This is a genomic window from Lentibacillus cibarius, from assembly GCF_005887555.1.
Taxonomy (GTDB): Bacteria; Bacillota; Bacilli; order Bacillales; family Amphibacillaceae; genus Lentibacillus; species Lentibacillus cibarius.
The window spans coordinates 1,319,201-1,338,632 of the sequence record NZ_VCIA01000001.1 but is presented as its reverse complement, the minus strand read 5'-3'; the positions used below and the strand labels follow the sequence as shown (position 1 = coordinate 1,338,632).

Here is a 19,432-nt window from a genome sequence, read left to right as displayed (position 1 = left end):
ATATAGTTATATTTGTATGCTAGTATAGAATGTGTCTATGATTCTATGCCTCGCACTAGTGGGGACATACATGAAGCCCCCTATACTTACGGGGAAAAACGCTAGGAGGAAACAAAGCATGTCTAATACGAAAAAGATTCGCAATATCGCTGTGTCATCTATGGCAGCAACCGCTGCAGTTGCGGCAGTCGCTCCTGTGGTCTCAGCAGATTCAATAAATTTTAGTGATGTTCAAAAAGGTGACTCCCACTACGACGGGATTATGGCCCTGGCCGAGCAAGGCATCGTTGCCGGCTATGAAGACGGCTCATTCGGCGTTTATGACAATGTCACTCGCCAACAAGTAGCTGTTATGCTTGCAAATGCGTTGGACCTTGGTACGCCATCCGACATTGACAGCGTATTGTCAGCATATGACGACGTTGATGCAGACAGCCTGTACGCTGAACAAATCGCCGCTGTCACAGAAGCGGGTGCTTTTACCGGTAACAATGGCAAATTCAACCCAAGTAAAGAGATCAGCCGTGAGCAAATGGCTTCCGTACTTGTCAGCGGACTTGGCCTGGAAGACTATGTCAGCGGTGATGATGTAGATGTTAATCTGGATAACGTTAGCCAATCCCACGCCGACAACGTGCAAGTACTGGCTAATCTTGGGCTGACAGTTGCTTTGGACGATTTCCACCCAAGCGAAAAGATCTCCCGTGGTGCGTTTGCGACCATGCTGCATGGGGCGCTGAATGTGGAGCAACCGGCGACTTTGGAAATTGAAAAGGTAAATGCGGCTGGCAATAATGACCTGACTGCTACCATCAATGGTTCTGTAACGAGTGCGGACAGAGTTACCATTAGCCTTGACGAAGAAAATGTCATTGAAGCTGACTTGGATGACGAAGGTAACTTCACATTCACAACTGATAAACTAAAACAAGGTGAATATACAGCAACGGTTGTAGCTCACCAAGGAGAAGAAACAGTTGAAAGAACTGTCGACTTTACTGTAGGACTGGAAGTTAACGCCGTAACTGCTACCACACTCGCAGTGGACAAAGATACGGATGAGCAGTTCCTTGAATTTGCCATTAACGAATCAGACAAAAACATTGATGTAGCAACATTAGTTGAGAATGGATACGACGTCGAATTCCAATCCACAAATACAGATGTGTTAGCAAATAAATCGACAGGTGAATTGAATCAGAGTAAGCTTTCTGGTGTAGAACAATTCGAATATAAAGTAGTCGTTACCAAAGATGACGTTACAATTGAATCAGATCTTACGGAAGTTAACGTTGAAAGCTATGCGTCAAGCGTAACTAGTATATCTGATTATGATTTACTTTTTGATACTAACGTAGTCAACAAAGGTGGCGTTATCTCAGTAACAGATGAAAAAGTTTCGCTAAATAATTTCGATGTGACATACAAGAACGGCGACGAGGCAGAAATCAACGGAACTAATTCCCAAGTTGACTTCTCTTCTTCCGACGAAAGTGTTGCTTTAATTGATGAAGATGGTAACATTACGCCTGTTTCTGCCGGTCAAGTTACATTCACCATTGAAGCAGGAAATGTTGAGGAGCAGGTGACGGTAACAGTTTCTGACGAAGAGCGTGAAGCAACATCCGCAGAACTTAGTAAAGAAACGATTGGTCTCGTAAGTTCCGCTGAAGATACTTTTGAATTGACGGTTACAGACCAATTCGGCGATGCGGTAAAAGGATTCGATAAGGATATCGCTAACGTTAAAAATAGTGATAACGAACAAATCCTTGCTGTAACAAATGGTCCTGACACAGACAGCACAGATGCTGAAGGTAAAAGAACCTTCACTGTAGAAGCGGATGACACAAATGAAGGTACCGGTGCGCTAGAGGTAACCAATGCTGCTGGCGATGTGCTTGGTACGATTGATGTCACTGTTGATGCTGATACCGAAGTAGCTAGTCGTCAACTAGAATTGGCTTCAGACGCTGCTGACACGACACTGGACTTGAATCCACTAGACACTGATAAGGAAGTTACGTTGGCATTAAATGAGTATAACGCGTCTGGACTTAAGATCGGAGGATATGACTTCTCCTCAGGCGACTATACTGTTGAATCTTCAAATACCGACGTAATTACTGCTGACAGTGAAGATGGACAAATAAATGTCACAGCCGAGTCTGAAGGAACTGCTAAGGTACTAGTTAAAGAAGGTTCTGTCGTACGTTACGAAATGGACATTACTGTAGAAGATACTACTCCATCCGTTTCCAATGTTTCCTTCCAAGAAAACATTGAAATTACTTCTGCAGGTACACTGAATCTTGAAGACGACATTCTAGATAATGTTAGTCTTACTAGTGAAGGTACAGTAGCATATGAAGTAGACAACGGTGATGTGGTAGCTTATATCGATGTCGATGACGAGGACGACATTACGCTCGGCACAATTGACGTCCTATCAAATGACTTTGACAATGCTCAATTTGTAAATGATTCGGATTCGGATAATATTGAGCTTGCAAAGAACTATGATGATGATGCTAGTGAAATTACTGGATTTGAGTCTAGTGATGAAGGTACAGTAGTTGTACGATTTACTGCTGAAGGTGAGACAAACGCTAAAGCAGCTAGATCTATCCATGTTAATGTTGAATAGATTAATACACAAAAAAAGCCCTGCACCGCAGGGCTTTTTTTGTCGGTGCCAGGCACTGAAACAATTCAGAATGTCCCGGTGCCAGGCACTGAAACAGGCACTGAAACAATTCAGAATAGTCCCGGTGCCAGGCACTGAAACAGGCACTGAAACAATTCAGAATAATCCCGGTGCCAGGCACTCTAACAATTCAGAAAGGCACTCAAAAAGTCTGGCACTTAAGGGGGAAAAACGGTATAATAGTGTGATAGATAGATTTATGAGGGGAGGTTTGACGTTGCGCAGGTTTCTATTAGTGGTAGTTTTGTGCATTGGTACATTCGGGCTTATGTCTACTAGTGTATTTGCGGAAGGGGATACGAATCCGCTGGTGGATGATGTGAAACAAAAAATAGCGGATGTGGCCCGTGATAAGGGAATTCCGCCTGAGATTTTAAAGGCGATTGCTGCCAATGAATCGGCGTATAAACAGTTTGACGAAGACGGGAGCCCGCATATATCACCGGATGGCGGTATAGGGATCATGCAGGTGACGCCGGATAGTATCCATATGGATGTGGATGAGGAAAAATTGAAAACGGATTTGGATTATAACATTGAAATAGGCGCGCAAGTCTTACTGAATAAATGGGAACTGGATTTTTTGCCGACAATGAATGAGCATGATAAGTCAGTTTTGGAAGATTGGTATTTTGCTTTAGCAGCATACAACGGGCTGTCCAAAGCGAATGATCCGAACATCCATCCTGACAATGCGTATCAGGAGAAAATCTATCAACGCATCGAACAGTCAGCATTCATTTATGGGGAAGGGGAATCTTATTTTGCATTCCCGGAAATCGACATCAATTATAAAGACAATAATGATAAGATGTTTTTCCCAGCAGACAAAAATCACTATGAAAGTCGTACCGTGACACCTTCCCAGCAAATGTATGAGCAAGGCGATGTTGTGTACATCGATGACAGGGAAGGCTTTGCCAACATTAGCGAAGGGGCGATCACAGGTGCGAAAAACAAATTGTGGCCGTATACCCCATTAACGATTACGAGTGATGACCCAGTTGAATCATCTAACGCTGCCAACGACTTTGCTTACTACGAGGTGGAAGGAGTGACAGCGGATGGCTATGTCGCCTCAGCATACTTGAATCAGGGAAGCAAGGAATTGGTGTTTAACGACCCAATGGATGATCATCGGGCGGCGGCACTGGCCTTTGTTTCGATGAACGGTTATGCACAAGGGTATCCGAATGGTCATTTCGGTTCCAATGATCCTTTGCGTAGAGACCATGTCGCGGTGATGCTCACCAATATATTATCACTGGAGGCTCCCGACAGTTACGAGATTCAAGCGGCTGATGCGGAATCTATTGATAACTATCGTGAGGCATTACGAAAAGTGGAATATAATGGATTGCTTGGCGGTGGCGGCAAGTTGCGCCCGAAAGAAACCCTCACCCGTGCGCAAATGGCTCAAGTCATGAGTAACGCGTTCGAATCCTACTATGAGGAACCGGAGTCGACGCATGCCTTTAAAGACGCAGATAAGATCTGGAATCTAGAAGAAGTAAACACCATGTATCATAACAATGTGACCGTAGCTGATCCGTTTCGGCCGAATGAAGACATTACACGTTCACAATTTGCCATCTTTATTTATCGCACCATGGTAGATGTCGTGACAGATTAGAGCGGGATTTTCTTCTTTTAAATAATAGACAGGGTGTCGGGAGCTTAGCTGTCGACCAACCTCGTGGAAGAATCCCCGACGCCCAAAACAATAGAATCATATACATGGAGGCAATTTATGTACCTGCGAATACTGTTTGTAACATTATTGATTAATCTAGTCACGATGTTAGTCATTCCGTCTGATTCCCTGGCCGCGACAGCTACGGATCAGGTTAATGATCGCCGGGTGATTATTAAAGTCAAGGATAATCAACATTTTGACGCAGATGCGTGGGGTGTCCGGGAAATAACGTCTGAGCAGCTTCTGAGCGATCAGTATAGCCTAGTGAGAATTCCGGATGATGTGGATTATTCTCGTAAATTATCAGAAATCCAACAGGCAGCAAATGTACAGGTGGCAGAACCTGATTATATCCGGAAAAAAACGTTCATTCCGTCTGATGCTGACTATGATGAACAGTGGTATTTGGACCGCATCCAAATGCCAAAAGCATGGGATATAGAAAAAGGCTCGCCCGATGTCACGATTGCTGTTCTGGATACCGGTATTGATGCGGATCATCCGGAGCTGAATGGCCGCGTCCTGCCCGGGTATGATTTTGTCAATAATGATCGCCACCCGGATGATGACAATGGACATGGCACATCTCTGGCCGGCGTCATTGCCGCGAATGCAGACGGCCAAGGCATCACGGGAATTGATTTGTATGCTAATCTGCTGCCGGTCAAGATCGCTAATGAAGCAGGTGATGCATCGGTCTACAATATTTTAGAAGGTATTCAGTATGCTATTGAGCACGATGCTGATGTGATTAATATGAGTTTTGTATCCTATCAGTTTAGTAAACTGGAGGAGAAGGCTATACAAGATGCCTATGAAGCGGGAATCGTGCAAGTAGCGGCTGCCGGTAATAAAGGGATATCCGACCAGGGTTACCCGGCAGCGTATCCACCTGTCATTGGTGTCGCGGCAACAGACAAGGAAGGCAGTAATGCTTCGTTTTCCAATTATGGTAATGCAGTGGATGTTACCGCGCCGGGGAAAGATATTTACAACGTGTACAAGGAAGACGGGTACGCCATTTATAGTGGAACATCGTACGCGGCACCGATTGTGAGCGGGATTGCCGGTTTGCTGCGGGCCTCCCACCCGGAGTGGACGAATGACCAAATGAAAAAAGCATTGGAAGCAAGTGCCGTATCCCCGGATAAAGCGGAATGGAGTACACATTTTGGCTATGGGCAGGTAAATGCTTATCGCGCGTTAACAATCGAGCCGGATGATTGGGACGGCGATGCACCGGATCAACAAGCGCAGGCAACAGCGCTGACGTTTGACCATACCATTACTGAAAAAATATACCATTCGGTGGATACAGATTGGTACCGATTTGAAGTGGATAAGCCAACTAAGGTAACAATCGAGCTGACTAATCCATCAGATACGCTCGATTTAACAGCAGAACTCATGGATGCAGACACGCGGCTAGCGACCATCGACAAAGAAGATGCGGGTGGAGAAGAGCACTATACGTTTACTGCTGAGGCAGGGACATATTATTTGAACGTCAATGATAAGCACCATCGCTGGTCGGACGTTCCATACAAACTCAGCATCAGCGCAAGCTTTCCGGATGTGGAGCGATATACAAAGGAGATTAACTATCTGACGCAAAAAGGGATCATCAACGGCTATCCGGACGGCACATTTCAACCCGGACAAAATGTGACAAGATTACAGGCCGTTCAGATGATATTGAGTGAAATGGGAATTGCTGTTGACCAGGCAAACGTGACTGATCCCGGTTTTACAGATGTGACGCCTGATACATATGGATACAACGCAATCGCTAAGGCCGCTGAACTCGGGTTTATCAACGGAAAAAAAGATGGATCATTTGACCCTAGCGGAAATCTCACGCGCGGGCAAATGGCGGCCATTTTAGTGTCAGCCTATGATCTCGCGGGAACGTATGGCGAAAGTTTCAGCGATGTACCTGATGACCACTGGGCACATGACAAAGTTGATATTCTAGCGGCTAACGGGATGACAACAGGTTATCCGGATCAAACATTCCGACCGGCACAGCCAATCAGCCGCGAACACTTTTCCTTATTTCTATATAATTATCTAACTGAAAATAAATAGTCATTTTTCCCCTTTATTTTCAGATTTTTATAGATTAATATATAATATATATGAGATTTTTTTAGGAGGTGAAAAAGCGTGAAAAACAAACGATTATGGCGAACGCTGCTGGTTGGAATCGCTTCCTTAGGGATGCTGTTGATGTTGCCGACATTGTCGTTTGCTAACAAGTCGTTTCCTGATGTGGACAAGTCTGACGCTCATTATGACGCAATCATGAAGCTGGCTGAAAAAGAAATCGTGAGTGGATATGCAGATGGCAGTTTCGGCATAAACCGTGAACTAAAGCGGCGTCATGGAGCTATTCTGTTCTATCAGGCACTAGGGCTAAGCAAAATAGCCGACATAAAGGAACGATTGAGCCGCTACAAGGACGTCGATGAAAATGATCAATATGCCGTACAGATTGCAGCGGTAACCCCGGATATATTCTCGGGGTCAGGAGGGCTATTTCTACCAAATGACGAGATGACACGGGAACAAATGGCGACAACGCTTGTGGGTGCTTTTGGCTTGGAGGATAACGGAACCAATCCAGGCATTCATCTGGACAATGTCGGTCAATCCCATCGCGAAAATGTTAAAATTCTGGCACAACATGACATAACGAATCAGTTCGATAATTTTCGACCAAAGGAAGCGGTTAAGCGGGGACAATTCGCGACATTTTTATATCAGTCTATGATTACATCCGACATGGTTCAGGAAGTGCCGGAAGAAGACGCGGACGAGGACAAGCCTGATGAGAAACCGTCAGAGGACAAGCCTGATGGCGAAGAAGTTCCGGACAAGGATCCAGACGAGAGCAAGCCGTCAGAAGACAAGCCATCGGACGATAACTCGAATGTGGATAAGCCGGGTGAAGACAAGCCATCAGTCGACAAGCCGAATAAGGACAATCCGGACAAAGAAGAACCGAACGAGCAACCGGAGCCGCCTGAGGAGCAACCGGATCCAGAGCCGGAGCCACCGCGGCCGGACAAGCCAGCTGAAGATAAATATACCACCGTCTCGTACGATATCAGCTTTAATGAAGCAATGGAAAGACAACGGCTACCAAAAGTGGATGGTGCAGGAAGATTTTTGGCAAGTAAGGAATTGATGTCCTACTACGCAAATCCTAATAACATCCAGAAAGATTCACCGGAGTTCTTCCAATTTTTAAAGCTGTCATACATACCAGGTGTAAAGGCAAGCCAAATTAATCGTCGTATTCTTGCTGATAAAGGCAGCTTGAAGGGAACAGCGGATGCCTTTATTGAAGCAGGAAAGAAAAACAACATTAATGTGATTTATCTAATAGCACATGCGCTCCATGAAACGGGAAATGGCCAATCAGCCTTATCCAACGGCCTGAAAGTCGGTATAGACAGCAATGGTAGGGCAACGTATGTGACATCGGAAAATAAAGATAAACTAACAAAGATTAAGAAGACATACAACATGTTTGGAATCGGAGCATATGACAGCTGTCCTAAAAAGTGCGGTGCAACACGCGCCTACAGACAAGGATGGTTTACGCCTGAAGCGGCTGTCAAAGGTGGTGCCGTATTTATTGATAACGGTTATATCGGCAGGGGACAGGATACCCTGTATAAAATGCGGTGGAACCCAGTCAGCCCGGGCAATCATCAGTATGCAACCCATCTGGAATGGGCGTCCATTCAGGCAAGAAAGATTCAGGAAATGTATGACTTAGCAGGGCTGCTGGACAGTTATTCTTTAAGATTTGATATACCAAAGTATGCCGACCAGCCCGGCGTCAGCAAAAAGCCAACAGGTGAACGGCGATTTGCGATTGATAAGTCAAGTCAAGGTGAGATCTACAGCACCAGTTCTAGACTCAATTTACGATCATATCCTTGGGGAGAGGTTAAAAAAACATTGTCTGAAGGAACCAAGGTTGAAGTCATTGGAGAAAATGGCGGCTGGTTTAAAGTGAAAGCAAAATCAGCCCGAAAAACCGGATGGGTCTCCAGCGATTACCTAACGAAACCAAACCCATTAAGAGTGGTTGATATTACATCGAGTCTTAATGTAAGACCCGAACCAAATAAGAAACATTCACCTATAGGCAAACTGGAAAACGGTGACTTAGTAAGTGGCGCAGTCGACAGCGATGAGAACCATATCATGAAAAATGACTACTACAAGATCATCTATAAAGGTAAAGAAGCATGGGCCCATAAAGATTTCTTGAAAGAGGAGTAGAACGGTGCCAGGCACTCACACAAAGGGTGTCTGGCACTTATTCTTTACTTGCTTCTAAGAGCTTTTCTGCTGTGTTGGGTCCAATAGAACCGTCAACTGCAAGATGTTCATCACGTTGAAAGGAACGCACCGCCTCTTCCATTTTACTGTCGAACACCCCAGTTGCGTCACCATGAAACTTCCCCAATTTTTTTAAATGAAACTGAGCCAGCGTAACGTCAGCTCCTTGGCTGCCGTTTTGAAGCACGCTTGGAAAAATCGAATCATTTTTGTATAGAGCGATACGATCAGCTGCATTGGTTAGCACAACGGCCATCTCCGCCCGCTTAACCGTATCCGAGGGTCTGAATTGATTTTTTTCATTTCCATAAAAGAAATCTTGCTGGTTGACAGCAGCAATCGCATCATAGCTCCACCTGTCTGTTGGAACATCTGTGAAATGAACCGGATCAGACTTCTTCGCATCATCATATAAATGTTGAAAAATACTGTCGAACACAACCGCCATTTGTTCCCTTGTTAATCTTTCTTCAGGGCCAAATGTGCCATCCCTCCTGCCTTCAAAAATATGATGCTGTTTGGCAATTTCGATAGCTTCCCATGCCCAATAATCGCGGGATACATCCGAAAATGACTGGCCAAGAGAATCAGTTGGTTTTAATTCGAGGGTGCTGACCAAGACAGACGCTGCTTGTGCTCTAGTTAGGCCTTCATTTGGAGCAAACGTTGCATCCTCCCTGCCTTCAAACCAACCCTTTTGCTTAACGAACAGAATGGCATCCCGTGCCCAGTGGTTCTCCGCATCTGTGAAGGGGAATGCAGGTTGCTGCCCATCTGTGTCCGACGATGCATCACCAGATCCATCATCATCGCTCAACCAAGCGGTATAGTCATCTCAGATAGAGGGACTTTCCTGACCAAGACTCCAGCTGCCGGTTCCTTTTAAATTGTATTTGTGCACGAGATCGATTTTAGCATGGATGGACCGGTTATTTTCATACCACACTTCATATGTGCCTGGTGTCAGTGTGCGCCCGGAAATGACCGTTGTCGGATCGCTTTCCTTAATAGTGAAGGTAGCTTTAGGTGATTGTGCTTGTTCATCAAAAGTCACCCTGCCATCGTATTTGTCGATAAGGGCTTCCACCCGGTGATTGGAGATGCCATAGCCACCCGTGCTTTCGGATGTTTTCCAGTATCTGCCGAAGAAGGGGAGGCCGAGCACGATTTTTTCAGACGGAACCCCTTCTATCTCCACCATGGTTTTGATGGAGCGCTCTACCCAGTCAATACTGGCGACTGGACCGGCTGGACCGCCCTCATAGCTTTCATCATATGCCATCAGTAACAAGTAATCAGCATATGTTGCCAGCTCCTGATTGTCATAAGAGCCGTGCCAGCCTTGTTTCTGTTGATTAGGATTGGCAGCAACGGCTACGGAGACTTCTTTATCATCAGGCACTTTTTCACTTAAAAGGCGGACGAGATCGGTATAAGCATCACGATCCTCATCAGTCACATTCTCGATATCGACGTTCACGCCATCAAGATGGTAGTTATCAATCGCCTCAACAATCTGATCTGTCAACTGCTCCCGATTAGCCAACGCTTTTCGGCCAAGTGCACGATCCCAGTGGTTACTGAGAAAGGGAACCACCTTGATGCCGCGGTCATGCATGGATTGAACAAACGTTTGATCAAGCATTTGTGACAGGCGTAACGACCCGTCTGCGTTCAGATTAAAATAGGAAGGAGCAACTACATTCAATGCACCCTTTGTACGATCAACAGCAGCAATCCGTGATGTCGTCGTGCCAGTAAAGATGTAGGACATGTTGTAAGATGCATCATGTGCGCTGACCGAATCAGACTGAATAGGAATAGCCGTCAGCAACGTACCCCCGATGAGCACTTTAGCGGTCACAACCGGCAATCCTTTAAAATGCTTTTGAACGAACTGGCTGACAGAACGACGCAGATGACGCTCTTTCTTATCAGGTATTTCGCCAAGCTCAGACGAAAACTCCTCCAAATTTGGATCAACGTATAAATAAACGACATACCCCTTAGCTGTATGTTCAAGCCGATAATCAATAAAATGCATAGTTACCTCCTGTCAGGTGCCAGACACTGATTGGGAATCACCGGGTGAGCGCTGGGTATCTCGGGGGTGAGTGCTGGGCATCTCGAGATAACCGCCGGTATCACCGGGTGAGTGCTGGGCATCTCGAGATAACCACCGAATCGCCCTGGTTTCGAGAAGGCTTCTCAAGACCATTTCGCCCGCTTTAGAGCTCTGATTTGGTCTCGAGACGGGATCTCAAGACCATTTCGTATGCTTTCAGGAGAACATTGCGCGGGAAAAATCGCTGAATACCTCGTGAAAACCGCTGAATATTTTCGAAAAATCGCTGAATTACGCGTGAAAATCGCTGAATATCACCGGAAAATCGCTGAATGTCACGGAGCTGCACATCAACGGATCCCAATCGCAGTGGCCCAGCGTTCCTGTCCCTCTGGACCACCCGCACCCGAGTAGCCCAATGTTCCTGTCCCCGCGGACCACCGCCCGCACCCGAGTGGCCCAGCGTTCCTGTCCCCGCGGTCCACCGCCCGCAGTAAAAAAACTATTGCCGGGTTTGGCAATAGTTTTTTTCGTTATTGGATGGGGTATACTTTCCATCTTGATAGGTCGATTTCTTCTTGTTTGATCATGGAGGCTGGGAATATAAATGTCCATGGTTTGCTTGTGTTGGATTTGATGGTGAAATTTCCCAGTTTAAAGCTTCCTCTGGCGATTTCCTCGTCACTGGCGTCTTTGAAGCCGAGTGGTACTTGCTCGAGGTTCACGTTTTTATCGGAGCCGTTGCGAATTAAGATGGTGACGGCGAGTCCGCCATCGTCTTGACGTTTTGCACTAAGTCCCATAAAGTTCATTTCGCCAGGTTTGAGTGGCTGGGCATTTTGGACAATTTTTTCCAAGTTTGCTTTTGTTTCATCTGCAATGGATTGTTCCCATGATTCCTCAAGGTCGAGCCGATGCTTTTTCTTTAGTTCGAAGGCTAGTGACCATTCGTGTGGTGTGTCCATATCCTTTACAATATCCTGCGTCGGGAAGGTGAACTTCCACGGGCGTGCACCATTTGCCGGGATGTCGCCGAGCCGGCTGAGGTCAAATTCTTTCTTGGCGATGACCTCCTTATCAGGACCGAGCAATAAAATGGTTGTTGGTCCAAATTTGATGGACTTTTGGACGGTATTACGGATCAGTCCGGTCGCGACGAAGCTGTTGTTTTTCAGCTTGGATAGTTCCATACCATAGATGGAAATCTGGTTTTGCTTGAGTTTTGGGCTTTCATTATTATGGAACGCGTACACGTAACGGTCTTCATTAGGAACGTTCCAGTCGTTCGGTATGGATAATTCGGTTTCCAAGCTGTCCTGATCGTCTGCTTCCGGGGCAGATTCCAAGTATTCGTTAGCGTCGACTGCCTCATTTGTATCGTTCTTTTTCTTTTTCGCAAAGCCAAACATTTAATCTTCCTTTCTCGCTTTGGTATCTGCTTTTTGCTGTTCCCGCACTTTCTCGATCAGCTGTTTTAAACGGGATGCAAACTGGTACGTTATTTCGTGATAGGATTCCTCGAAAAGCCGGTAGCCTTCTTTTTTAAAGAGATCGAGCGGATTTTCTTGCTGGTATTGCCGCATGCCAATGCCTTCTTTGAGCTGGTTCATTCGGTCCAAGTGCTTTTTCCACACTGTATCGATGACAAACAACCCTTGTGCACGACTTGCTTTTTGCAGTTGCTCGTTTTCTTCCAATGACTGAAGCTGCTCTTTGTGCCCATCGACGGCTGGCTGGATATAGGCTTTGATCTCATCCACCGTTTCAAATTCTGTTTCACCGAATGTGACTTCTGTAAGCAAAATGGCATTCAGTGCCTGCTCCATTCCGGCTAAGTCCCAGTCATTCGGTACGTCCGACTGGCAATAGCTATCGACGAATTGATCAGGTAAATCAGCAATTTGCCGGGTGATAAAGGCGATTGGGTTGTCGGCTTCCAGTAGGTGGTCCCTGAGCTCATAGGTGACTTTGCGCTGATCATTGATGACGTCTTCCAAGTTCAAATTGAATTCACGGAATTGATAGCCCATGCCTTCGCTAATTTTCTGTGCTGTATCGACAAATTTATGGACGTTGTCGGATTTAATGAGCCCGTTTTTGCCCTCTTTCAGCTTCGGCTTAACACGTTCCAATTCATCGGAAGCAAACCGGATGAACAGGTAATCTTCCAGTGAGATAATAAACTGCGTCGAGCCCGGATCTCCCTGACGTGCGGAGCGTCCTTTCAGCTGGTTGTCAATGCGGCGGCTTTCGTTACGCTCTGTGCCGATGACGTGCAGGCCGCCGAGCTCAGCAACGCCTTCCCCGAGCATAATGTCGGTACCGCGCCCGGCCATATTCGTGGCAATCGTAATTTGTCCCTTTTGCCCAGCCATGGCGATGAGGTGGGCTTCCTGTTCGACACTTTTCGCGTTCAGCAATTCATATTGAATGTGCTGCTTGTCCAAGTATTCGGCTACGAGCTCGGACTGGCGGACAGAGGTTGTTCCGATTAAAATCGGCTGTCCTTTGTCATGACGCTTCCGCACTTCCTTGACAAGCTGTTCATATTTCTGTTCTTTCGTCATAAACACCATATCCGGCATGTCGACGCGCTGGTTCGGCTTGTTCGTCGGGATGCTGACAACTTGCATACCATAAACTTTGTTCAGCTCGGTTTCCTCCGTTTTCGCGGTACCGGTCATACCGGCAAGTTTCGGATACATCCGGTAGTAATTCTGCACGGTGATAGAGGCATGGGTTTTATTTTCTTCCGTGTTGACGAGTCCTTCTTTTGACTCAATCGCCTGATGCAGTCCGTCACTGAGACTGCGACCTTCCATCACACGGCCGGTATTCATGTCGATCAGTTTCACTTCCCCTTGTTCGACAATATAATCAACGTCGCGTTCAAACAGCATGCGCGCCCGGAGTGCCTGCAGTAGTGAATGGAAAAGAGAGCTGTGTTCCAAGTCGAATAAGTTATCAATACCGAAAACTTTTTCGCAACGACTCATCCCTTTTTCCGTGAAATTGACCGTTTTCAACTCGAGGTCAAAGGTGAAATCCTCATCCTCTTTCAATCCTTTAATCACACGGGCACAGACATCATACAGCCGGTCGCTCGGCTTATCCTTGCCGGCAATAATCAACGGTGTTTTCGCCTCATCAATCAGTACACTGTCGACCTCATCGATAATGGCATAATGAAACGGGCGCTGCACTTTTTGCGATAGCGCCTGCACGGTGTTATCCCGCAAAAAGTCAAAACCGAATTCATTGCCGACACCATATGTGATGTCACAATGATAGGCTGCTTGTTTCTCGGCAGGGCTCAATCCGCCGACATTCAACCCGACATTCAGACCGAGAAATTCATGGATTTGGCCAATCAATTCTTTGTCACGGCGGGCAAGATATTCGTTGACGGTAATAATGTGTACCCCTTTGCCTTCCAGGGCGACAAGATAGGTCGGTAAGGACGCGACAAGGGTTTTTCCTTCCCCTGTAGCCATCTCGGAAATGTTATTATCAAGCAGGACAAGCCCGCCAATGATTTGCACATCATAATGACGCAGGCCGAGCACACGCCGGGATGTCTCCCGCACGACCGCAAATGCTTCCGGCGCCAAATCATAAATCGTTTCTTTCTGCTGCAGTCGGTTTCGGAACTCGTTCGTTTTTTCCTGCAGTGCGTCATCCGTCAAGTGTTCGACATCTTTTTCGAGTCGATTTATTTTATCAAGCATTTTATAATATCTTTTAAGTGCACGATTATTTTTCGATTGGTTTCGATTTTTTTTGAGCAATTGCATGACTATTCGTTACTCCTTAGTTATAGTAATCACATCGTTCATTATAACATGAATATAGGTAGTTAGCATGATTATTTACGACATCCGGTAAAAATGACACTTCGAATTTCTCCGTTGGCTAACTGAGGTAAACTCAAAACACATCTAACTGTTCCCCTGCAACCTTGATCAATATAAAAGTTGTATGCTGAACGGTTATTTTTGTACATAAAAGATATATAATGCGTCGTAATTATTCAAATATTTCCTATAATCCGGCCGACTTTTCGTCCACCGTCCGGGATCGCTCTGGGCGGATGCTTTCCGCGGGCACGGCCTCAGCCTCCTCGGAAGAAAACCGCTTCCTGCGGGGTCTTCGGACACGTGCTGTTCCCGCAGGAGTCACCGCCCTCCGCTCACCCGGACTAGTGAAGTGGTGCTACTCGTTTTTCTGTCACGATTCCTGCTTCAATCAATAAAAACAGCGGAGGAAATACACGGAGACTCCTGTGGGTCGGCTAGATTCGGTCACGTCCTGTGACCAACGCCGACACTAGACCGTCGTGTTCGTCGAAGCAAAAGCCTAAATGAGACCCCGCAGTGCAACGAGCATTACCTCTACCGAATAAGCTACGAGTTGCGAGGAGTGCTGCATCACTGAAATCACTTCCAACACGACGAGCACCCAGCACGAGGAGGCTCATCAGCTGCCCACGGAAAGCGTAGTGTATTTCCGCAGCGGTGGTTTAACATTTATACAAAGTGACGCGCATTATATTTCAAATATGATGATAAAACAACGAACCATTCACCCAAAAAGTCAACCAGCGTAGTACATATCCACTTTCTTCACTCCTTCTAGTTTTATGTGTTCACTTCACGCTTCGAAAGTTGAATGAGTAAAATGAAAAATCTTGTGGAAAGCCAAGTTTTTCTAGCGGAAACGGGGATGTTTATTTCTTATCCAGCGCGTTTCGTGTTAAAATGAAAGAATGGATTACGACGTATAAGCCTAGTGAAAATGATGAGAAGGATTGAATATAGATGGCAATCGGGATTGTAGGCAATTATGGAAATAATAACCAGGGTGACGAGGCAATTCTTGAGGGGATTTTACTGCAGCTGGAAGCCACCCACCACGTCAGCCGGGATGAGATGATCGTCTTTTCCAATCAACCGGAACAGACAGCAGCGAAGTATGGGGTGCAGTCGGTCAAGCTTTATTACAAAAACAAGAGTTCGCTGACGACGATGCTGGGCACGATGCGGAAGAACCGTTCGATCATCCGCAAGCTGGATTTGCTGCTGATTGGCGGCGGCGGTATTTTCATGGATCTGTACGGTCGTGAAGCATTCCTGTTTGGTATGTACGGCTGGCTTGCCAAGTTATCCGGGACGCCGGTTGTGCTGTATGGCGTCGGTGCAGGTCCGATTCTCACAAAAATCGGCAAGACGATTCTCCGGTCACTCGCCCATCTGGCTAAGCTGGTAACGGTCCGAGATCCGAAATCGAAAAAACTGCTGGAATCCATCGGTGTCAAATCCGCTATTCATGTCATCGGTGACCCTGCGTTTCAAGTGCGTCAACCGGCTGAAACCGAGCGCAATACAAATGGTTTGCAGATTGGAGTGACAGCGGTCCCGTACCATCACCGCAGCTATTGGCCGGAAGAAGATATGGCCAAGTATGACGATTACATAACAGGGATGGCTCGCAATTTGGACACACTGCTTGCTGAACATCCCGATGCAACGGTGAATTTTTTTGCAACGAAGTACCCACAGGATTTGCAAGTAGCAGAGGCCATTAGGGACAAAATGGCGTACAGCGGGCGTTCTACGATGCAGGAGAAGAGCATGAATCATCAGGAGATCACCCAATATGCAAGCGAGCAGGATCTGGTGATCGGTACCAGGCTGCACTCGCTTATTTTGGCGCTCGTGTCCCACATACCGGTTATTGCCGTATCTTACCATCATAAAGTGCAGGATTTTATGGACATGGTTGGCTGTGGTGAGTATACAGTCCCGATTAGCAATCTTAATGCGGATGATGCCTTTTTTGCCCAAGCGTATCGCTCGATGAACCGGGATTGGCCGGCGACACTAGACCGTTTTCAAGCCGTTGCCACCAACATGAAACAGATGTCGGACAGGGGTATGGGACTAATCAGGCAGACGTTTGAGAATAATAAGGAAAAGCTGCTCGTGCTAAGTAATATGTATCCATCCGGCCGGTCGAAAACGTTCGGTATTTTTGTCAAAAATCAAGTGGAACTGCTTCGATCGAAAGGGTTGGACGTTGATGTGCTGGCGATTGACGATCCACGCAAAGGTAAACTGCTGCTGGTGAAAAAATATGGTAGCTTTCTCTTGCAAAGCATGTTGAATTTATTGACGCAGGGAAAACATTACCACACCGTACACGCGCATTACATATTTCCGACAGGGCTAGTCGGTTTATTGTACAAAAAGTTGCTCGGCAAGCGGTTGGTCGTCACTTCACACGGCGGTGATATCGACCAGATGAGCAAGAAGAGCGAGCGTGTGCAATCATGGACGAAGAAAATACTGGAAGAAGCGGATGAGATTATCGTCGTTGGTGAGCGACTCCGCGCAGAGATGCTGGCTGCTTTTTCCATTGATGCCGGGAAAATTTCCGTCATTAATATGGGGGTCAACCGGTCTGTATTCCACGAACAGGATAAAATGGACGCCAGGCAACGACTTGATCTGCCAGCGGATGAAAAAGTGTTATTATTTGTCGGGAATCTGATCCGTGCCAAAGGGTTGGATGACTTAGTCGATGCATACGATATCGTCCGGGACCGCCATGACGACGTGTCGCTGCATCTAATAGGGGAGGCGAAGGACGCGAGCTATTTTGCCAACTTAAAACAACAGGCGAAAAAGCGCGCAGGAATCCATATCCATGATGCCATGCCACAGGAGCAGGTAGCCGACTGGATGGCCGCTGCTGATGTATTTGTGCTGCCGTCTCATATCGAGGGCTTTGGACTCGTGGCGTTAGAGGCGATGGCATGCCGTTTGCCTGTTGTCGGAACCGATGTCGGCGGTCTCAGTTATTTGCTCGCAAACGACGCCGGCATGCTGGCCGCGCCACACGATTCGGATGATTTAGCTGCGAAAATAGACGACGTGCTAGCCGACGAACGCACACGATCCCGGTTAATTGCCAATGGACTGGAAAAAGCAGCGGCAAATGATCAGGAAAAACTGATACAGGACGTCATCGCGCTGTATGGACTTTCAAAAGAGGGCAGCCGCTCATGAAACGTACATTTCTGAAACTGCTCGGGACGGTTGCCCTAATCAATGTTATCGCCCGGCTGCTCGGGTTTGCCCGGGAAGTGATCATTGGTTATCAGTACGGGACAGGCTACGAGGCTGACAGTATTATTACGGCGTTCACCATTCCGAATTTCGTTTATATTGTTGTCGGCGGGGCGATTACGACGGCGTTCATATCCGTCTACAGTAAAACTGCTGACTCAAACAAACACACATTTGTCCAGACGGTACTGACCGGGCTTGGCATCATTATCGGCGTATTAACCATCCTGTTTGTCTTTATACCGGAATTTTGGATGAACTTGTTTTTTGGCGGACTGTCTTCGGAAGCAATGGCGCTGACGAGCAACTTGTTTGTCTTAATGGCGCCGGCCACGTTCTTCCTGGCACTGGCGATGGCTCTGAGCGGGTTGCATAATGTGCACAACAACTTCCGGCTAACCGCCATGTCTACGCTCATTTTTAATGCGGTGTTTTTAATCATCGGATTCGGACTAACTTCAATCATGTCGGCATACGCTTATGGGCTCGGCGCATTGTTGGGTTCGTTTTTCATGCTGGCCTTCCTCGTCACGTACATACGGAAACAAGCGATCATGCCTTTTCGGATTCGGCTTGTGCCCATGCCGGAGATCACGCGGTTTGTCAAAATGGCACTCCCAATCATTTTCGGCGGTGCCACGATTCAATTTTATTTTATCATTCAGCGGATCTATGCGGCGGATTTGAGCGAAGGCGTGATTGCCGCGATGAACTACGCGTCGAAAATGACGCAATTTCCACAGGCAGTGTTAATGACAAGTGTTACGACAGTGATTTATCCCATGCTTGCTAAAGCCGTGAATGACGGAGACGCGCAAAAACTGACGAAAGCCTATCAACAAGGCTTTCACATGCCCTGCACCTTGCTTTTGCCGGCTACTGTCTTTATCTTTATGTATGCCAAAGATATCATTGCGTTTATTTTTGAGTACGGCCATTTTGACGCGCAATCGACAAACGCGACGTATCCACTGCTGCAAGTATTCTCATTCGGCATTTTCGCCCTTGCGCTGAATACGTACGTGACACGGTTTTTCTATGCAAGGGAAAATGCCTACCTGCCGATTGGGATGAATGTCCTGTCTGTTTTTGGCGTCAACATCCTCGTCATTACGCTGTTGATAGATGACCTCGGTGCACAGGCGATTGCCTTGGGAACCGTTGTCGCCTCCATCGTCAATATGCTGCTTTTGCTGGCGGCTGCGAAACATAAGCTCGGTCTAGTGGTCAGTTCATGGCGCGGGATCGGGAAATTGGCTAGCTTCGTCGGTGGAGCAGCGGTTTTGATTTACTGTACGTCTTTGGTTCCGATTGACAGTCATGTATGGTCGCTCGTTATCGGTGGTGGCGTGACAGGAATGTTGGTTCTGCTCGGGTTGAAATGGAGCGGCGGAATGAAGCGCGGATGACTAAAAGAAGATGCGCGCGGCAAGGAATTTAAATTCATGCCGATGGAAATTCATACGCATAACGGTTTT

The 19,432-nt window shown here is 46.8% G+C and carries 10 protein-coding genes; 6 read left to right on the top strand and 4 right to left on the bottom strand.

The annotated features are described in order from the left end of the window. Positions 1-118 precede the first annotated feature (118 nt). The 4 genes from FFL34_RS06385 (at position 119) to FFL34_RS06370 (ending at position 8,702) form a co-directional block, all read left to right on the top strand. Complete coding sequence (locus FFL34_RS06385) at positions 119-2,647, top strand: S-layer homology domain-containing protein (protein WP_171046298.1); 2,529 nt, start codon at positions 119-121, stop codon at positions 2,645-2,647. Between the two features lie 277 nt (positions 2,648-2,924). Beyond that, positions 2,925-4,340, top strand: a complete 1,416-nt coding sequence (locus FFL34_RS06380) for an S-layer homology domain-containing protein (RefSeq protein WP_171046297.1) — start codon at positions 2,925-2,927, stop codon at positions 4,338-4,340. A gap of 117 nt (positions 4,341-4,457) precedes the next feature. Then, positions 4,458-6,491: a S8 family serine peptidase gene (locus tag FFL34_RS06375; RefSeq protein ID WP_138602517.1), complete on the top strand. Its 2,034-nt coding sequence runs from the start codon at positions 4,458-4,460 to the stop codon at positions 6,489-6,491. Positions 6,492-6,569: 78 nt separating this feature from the next. Then, positions 6,570-8,702 carry an S-layer homology domain-containing protein gene (locus FFL34_RS06370; protein WP_138602515.1) on the top strand — a complete coding sequence of 711 codons (2,133 nt, stop codon included), beginning with the start codon at positions 6,570-6,572 and terminating at the stop codon, positions 8,700-8,702. A gap of 37 nt (positions 8,703-8,739) precedes the next feature. Here FFL34_RS06370 and FFL34_RS06365 read toward each other — a convergent pair whose 3' ends face one another. The 4 genes from FFL34_RS06365 to secA2 all read right to left on the bottom strand — a co-directional run bounded on the left by FFL34_RS06365 (position 8,740) and on the right by secA2 (position 14,621). Beyond that, positions 8,740-9,579, bottom strand: a complete 840-nt coding sequence (locus FFL34_RS06365; protein ID WP_138602513.1) for an S-layer homology domain-containing protein — start codon at positions 9,577-9,579, stop codon at positions 8,740-8,742. Between the two features lie 18 nt (positions 9,580-9,597). Next, a complete protein-coding gene (locus tag FFL34_RS06360) occupies positions 9,598-10,806 on the bottom strand; it encodes a glycosyl hydrolase family 18 protein (protein WP_234031444.1) in 1,209 nt (402 codons plus the stop codon). A 554-nt stretch (positions 10,807-11,360) separates the two neighbouring features. Beyond that, positions 11,361-12,236 (bottom strand): accessory Sec system S-layer assembly protein, encoded by an 876-nt coding sequence (locus tag FFL34_RS06355; RefSeq protein ID WP_138602511.1) that lies wholly within the window; start codon positions 12,234-12,236, stop codon positions 11,361-11,363. Further along, positions 12,237-14,621 carry an accessory Sec system translocase SecA2 gene (gene secA2 / locus FFL34_RS06350; RefSeq protein WP_138602509.1) on the bottom strand — a complete coding sequence of 795 codons (2,385 nt, stop codon included), beginning with the start codon at positions 14,619-14,621 and terminating at the stop codon, positions 12,237-12,239. A gap of 1,023 nt (positions 14,622-15,644) precedes the next feature. Here secA2 and FFL34_RS06345 point away from each other — a divergent pair. Further along, complete coding sequence (locus FFL34_RS06345; RefSeq protein ID WP_138602507.1) at positions 15,645-17,894, top strand: glycosyltransferase; 2,250 nt, start codon at positions 15,645-15,647, stop codon at positions 17,892-17,894. Then, on the top strand, positions 17,891-19,363 hold the full coding sequence (murJ, locus tag FFL34_RS06340; RefSeq protein WP_138602505.1) for a murein biosynthesis integral membrane protein MurJ: 1,473 nt from the start codon (positions 17,891-17,893) through the stop codon (positions 19,361-19,363). The genes FFL34_RS06345 and murJ overlap by 4 nt, the downstream gene beginning before the upstream one ends. The last annotated feature ends 69 nt before the right edge of the window (positions 19,364-19,432 follow it).

Coding starts and splice junctions, on each gene's coding strand:
- FFL34_RS06385 (WP_171046298.1), top strand. CDS start 119: ATGTCTAATACGAAAAAGATTCGCAATATCGCTGTGTCATCTATGGCA.
- FFL34_RS06375 (WP_138602517.1), top strand. CDS start 4,458: ATGTACCTGCGAATACTGTTTGTAACATTATTGATTAATCTAGTCACG.
- FFL34_RS06360 (WP_234031444.1), bottom strand. CDS start 10,806: ATGCATTTTATTGATTATCGGCTTGAACATACAGCTAAGGGGTATGTC.
- FFL34_RS06355 (WP_138602511.1), bottom strand. CDS start 12,236: ATGTTTGGCTTTGCGAAAAAGAAAAAGAACGATACAAATGAGGCAGTC.
- secA2 (WP_138602509.1), bottom strand. CDS start 14,621: ATGCAATTGCTCAAAAAAAATCGAAACCAATCGAAAAATAATCGTGCA.
- FFL34_RS06345 (WP_138602507.1), top strand. CDS start 15,645: ATGGCAATCGGGATTGTAGGCAATTATGGAAATAATAACCAGGGTGAC.
- murJ (WP_138602505.1), top strand. CDS start 17,891: ATGAAACGTACATTTCTGAAACTGCTCGGGACGGTTGCCCTAATCAAT.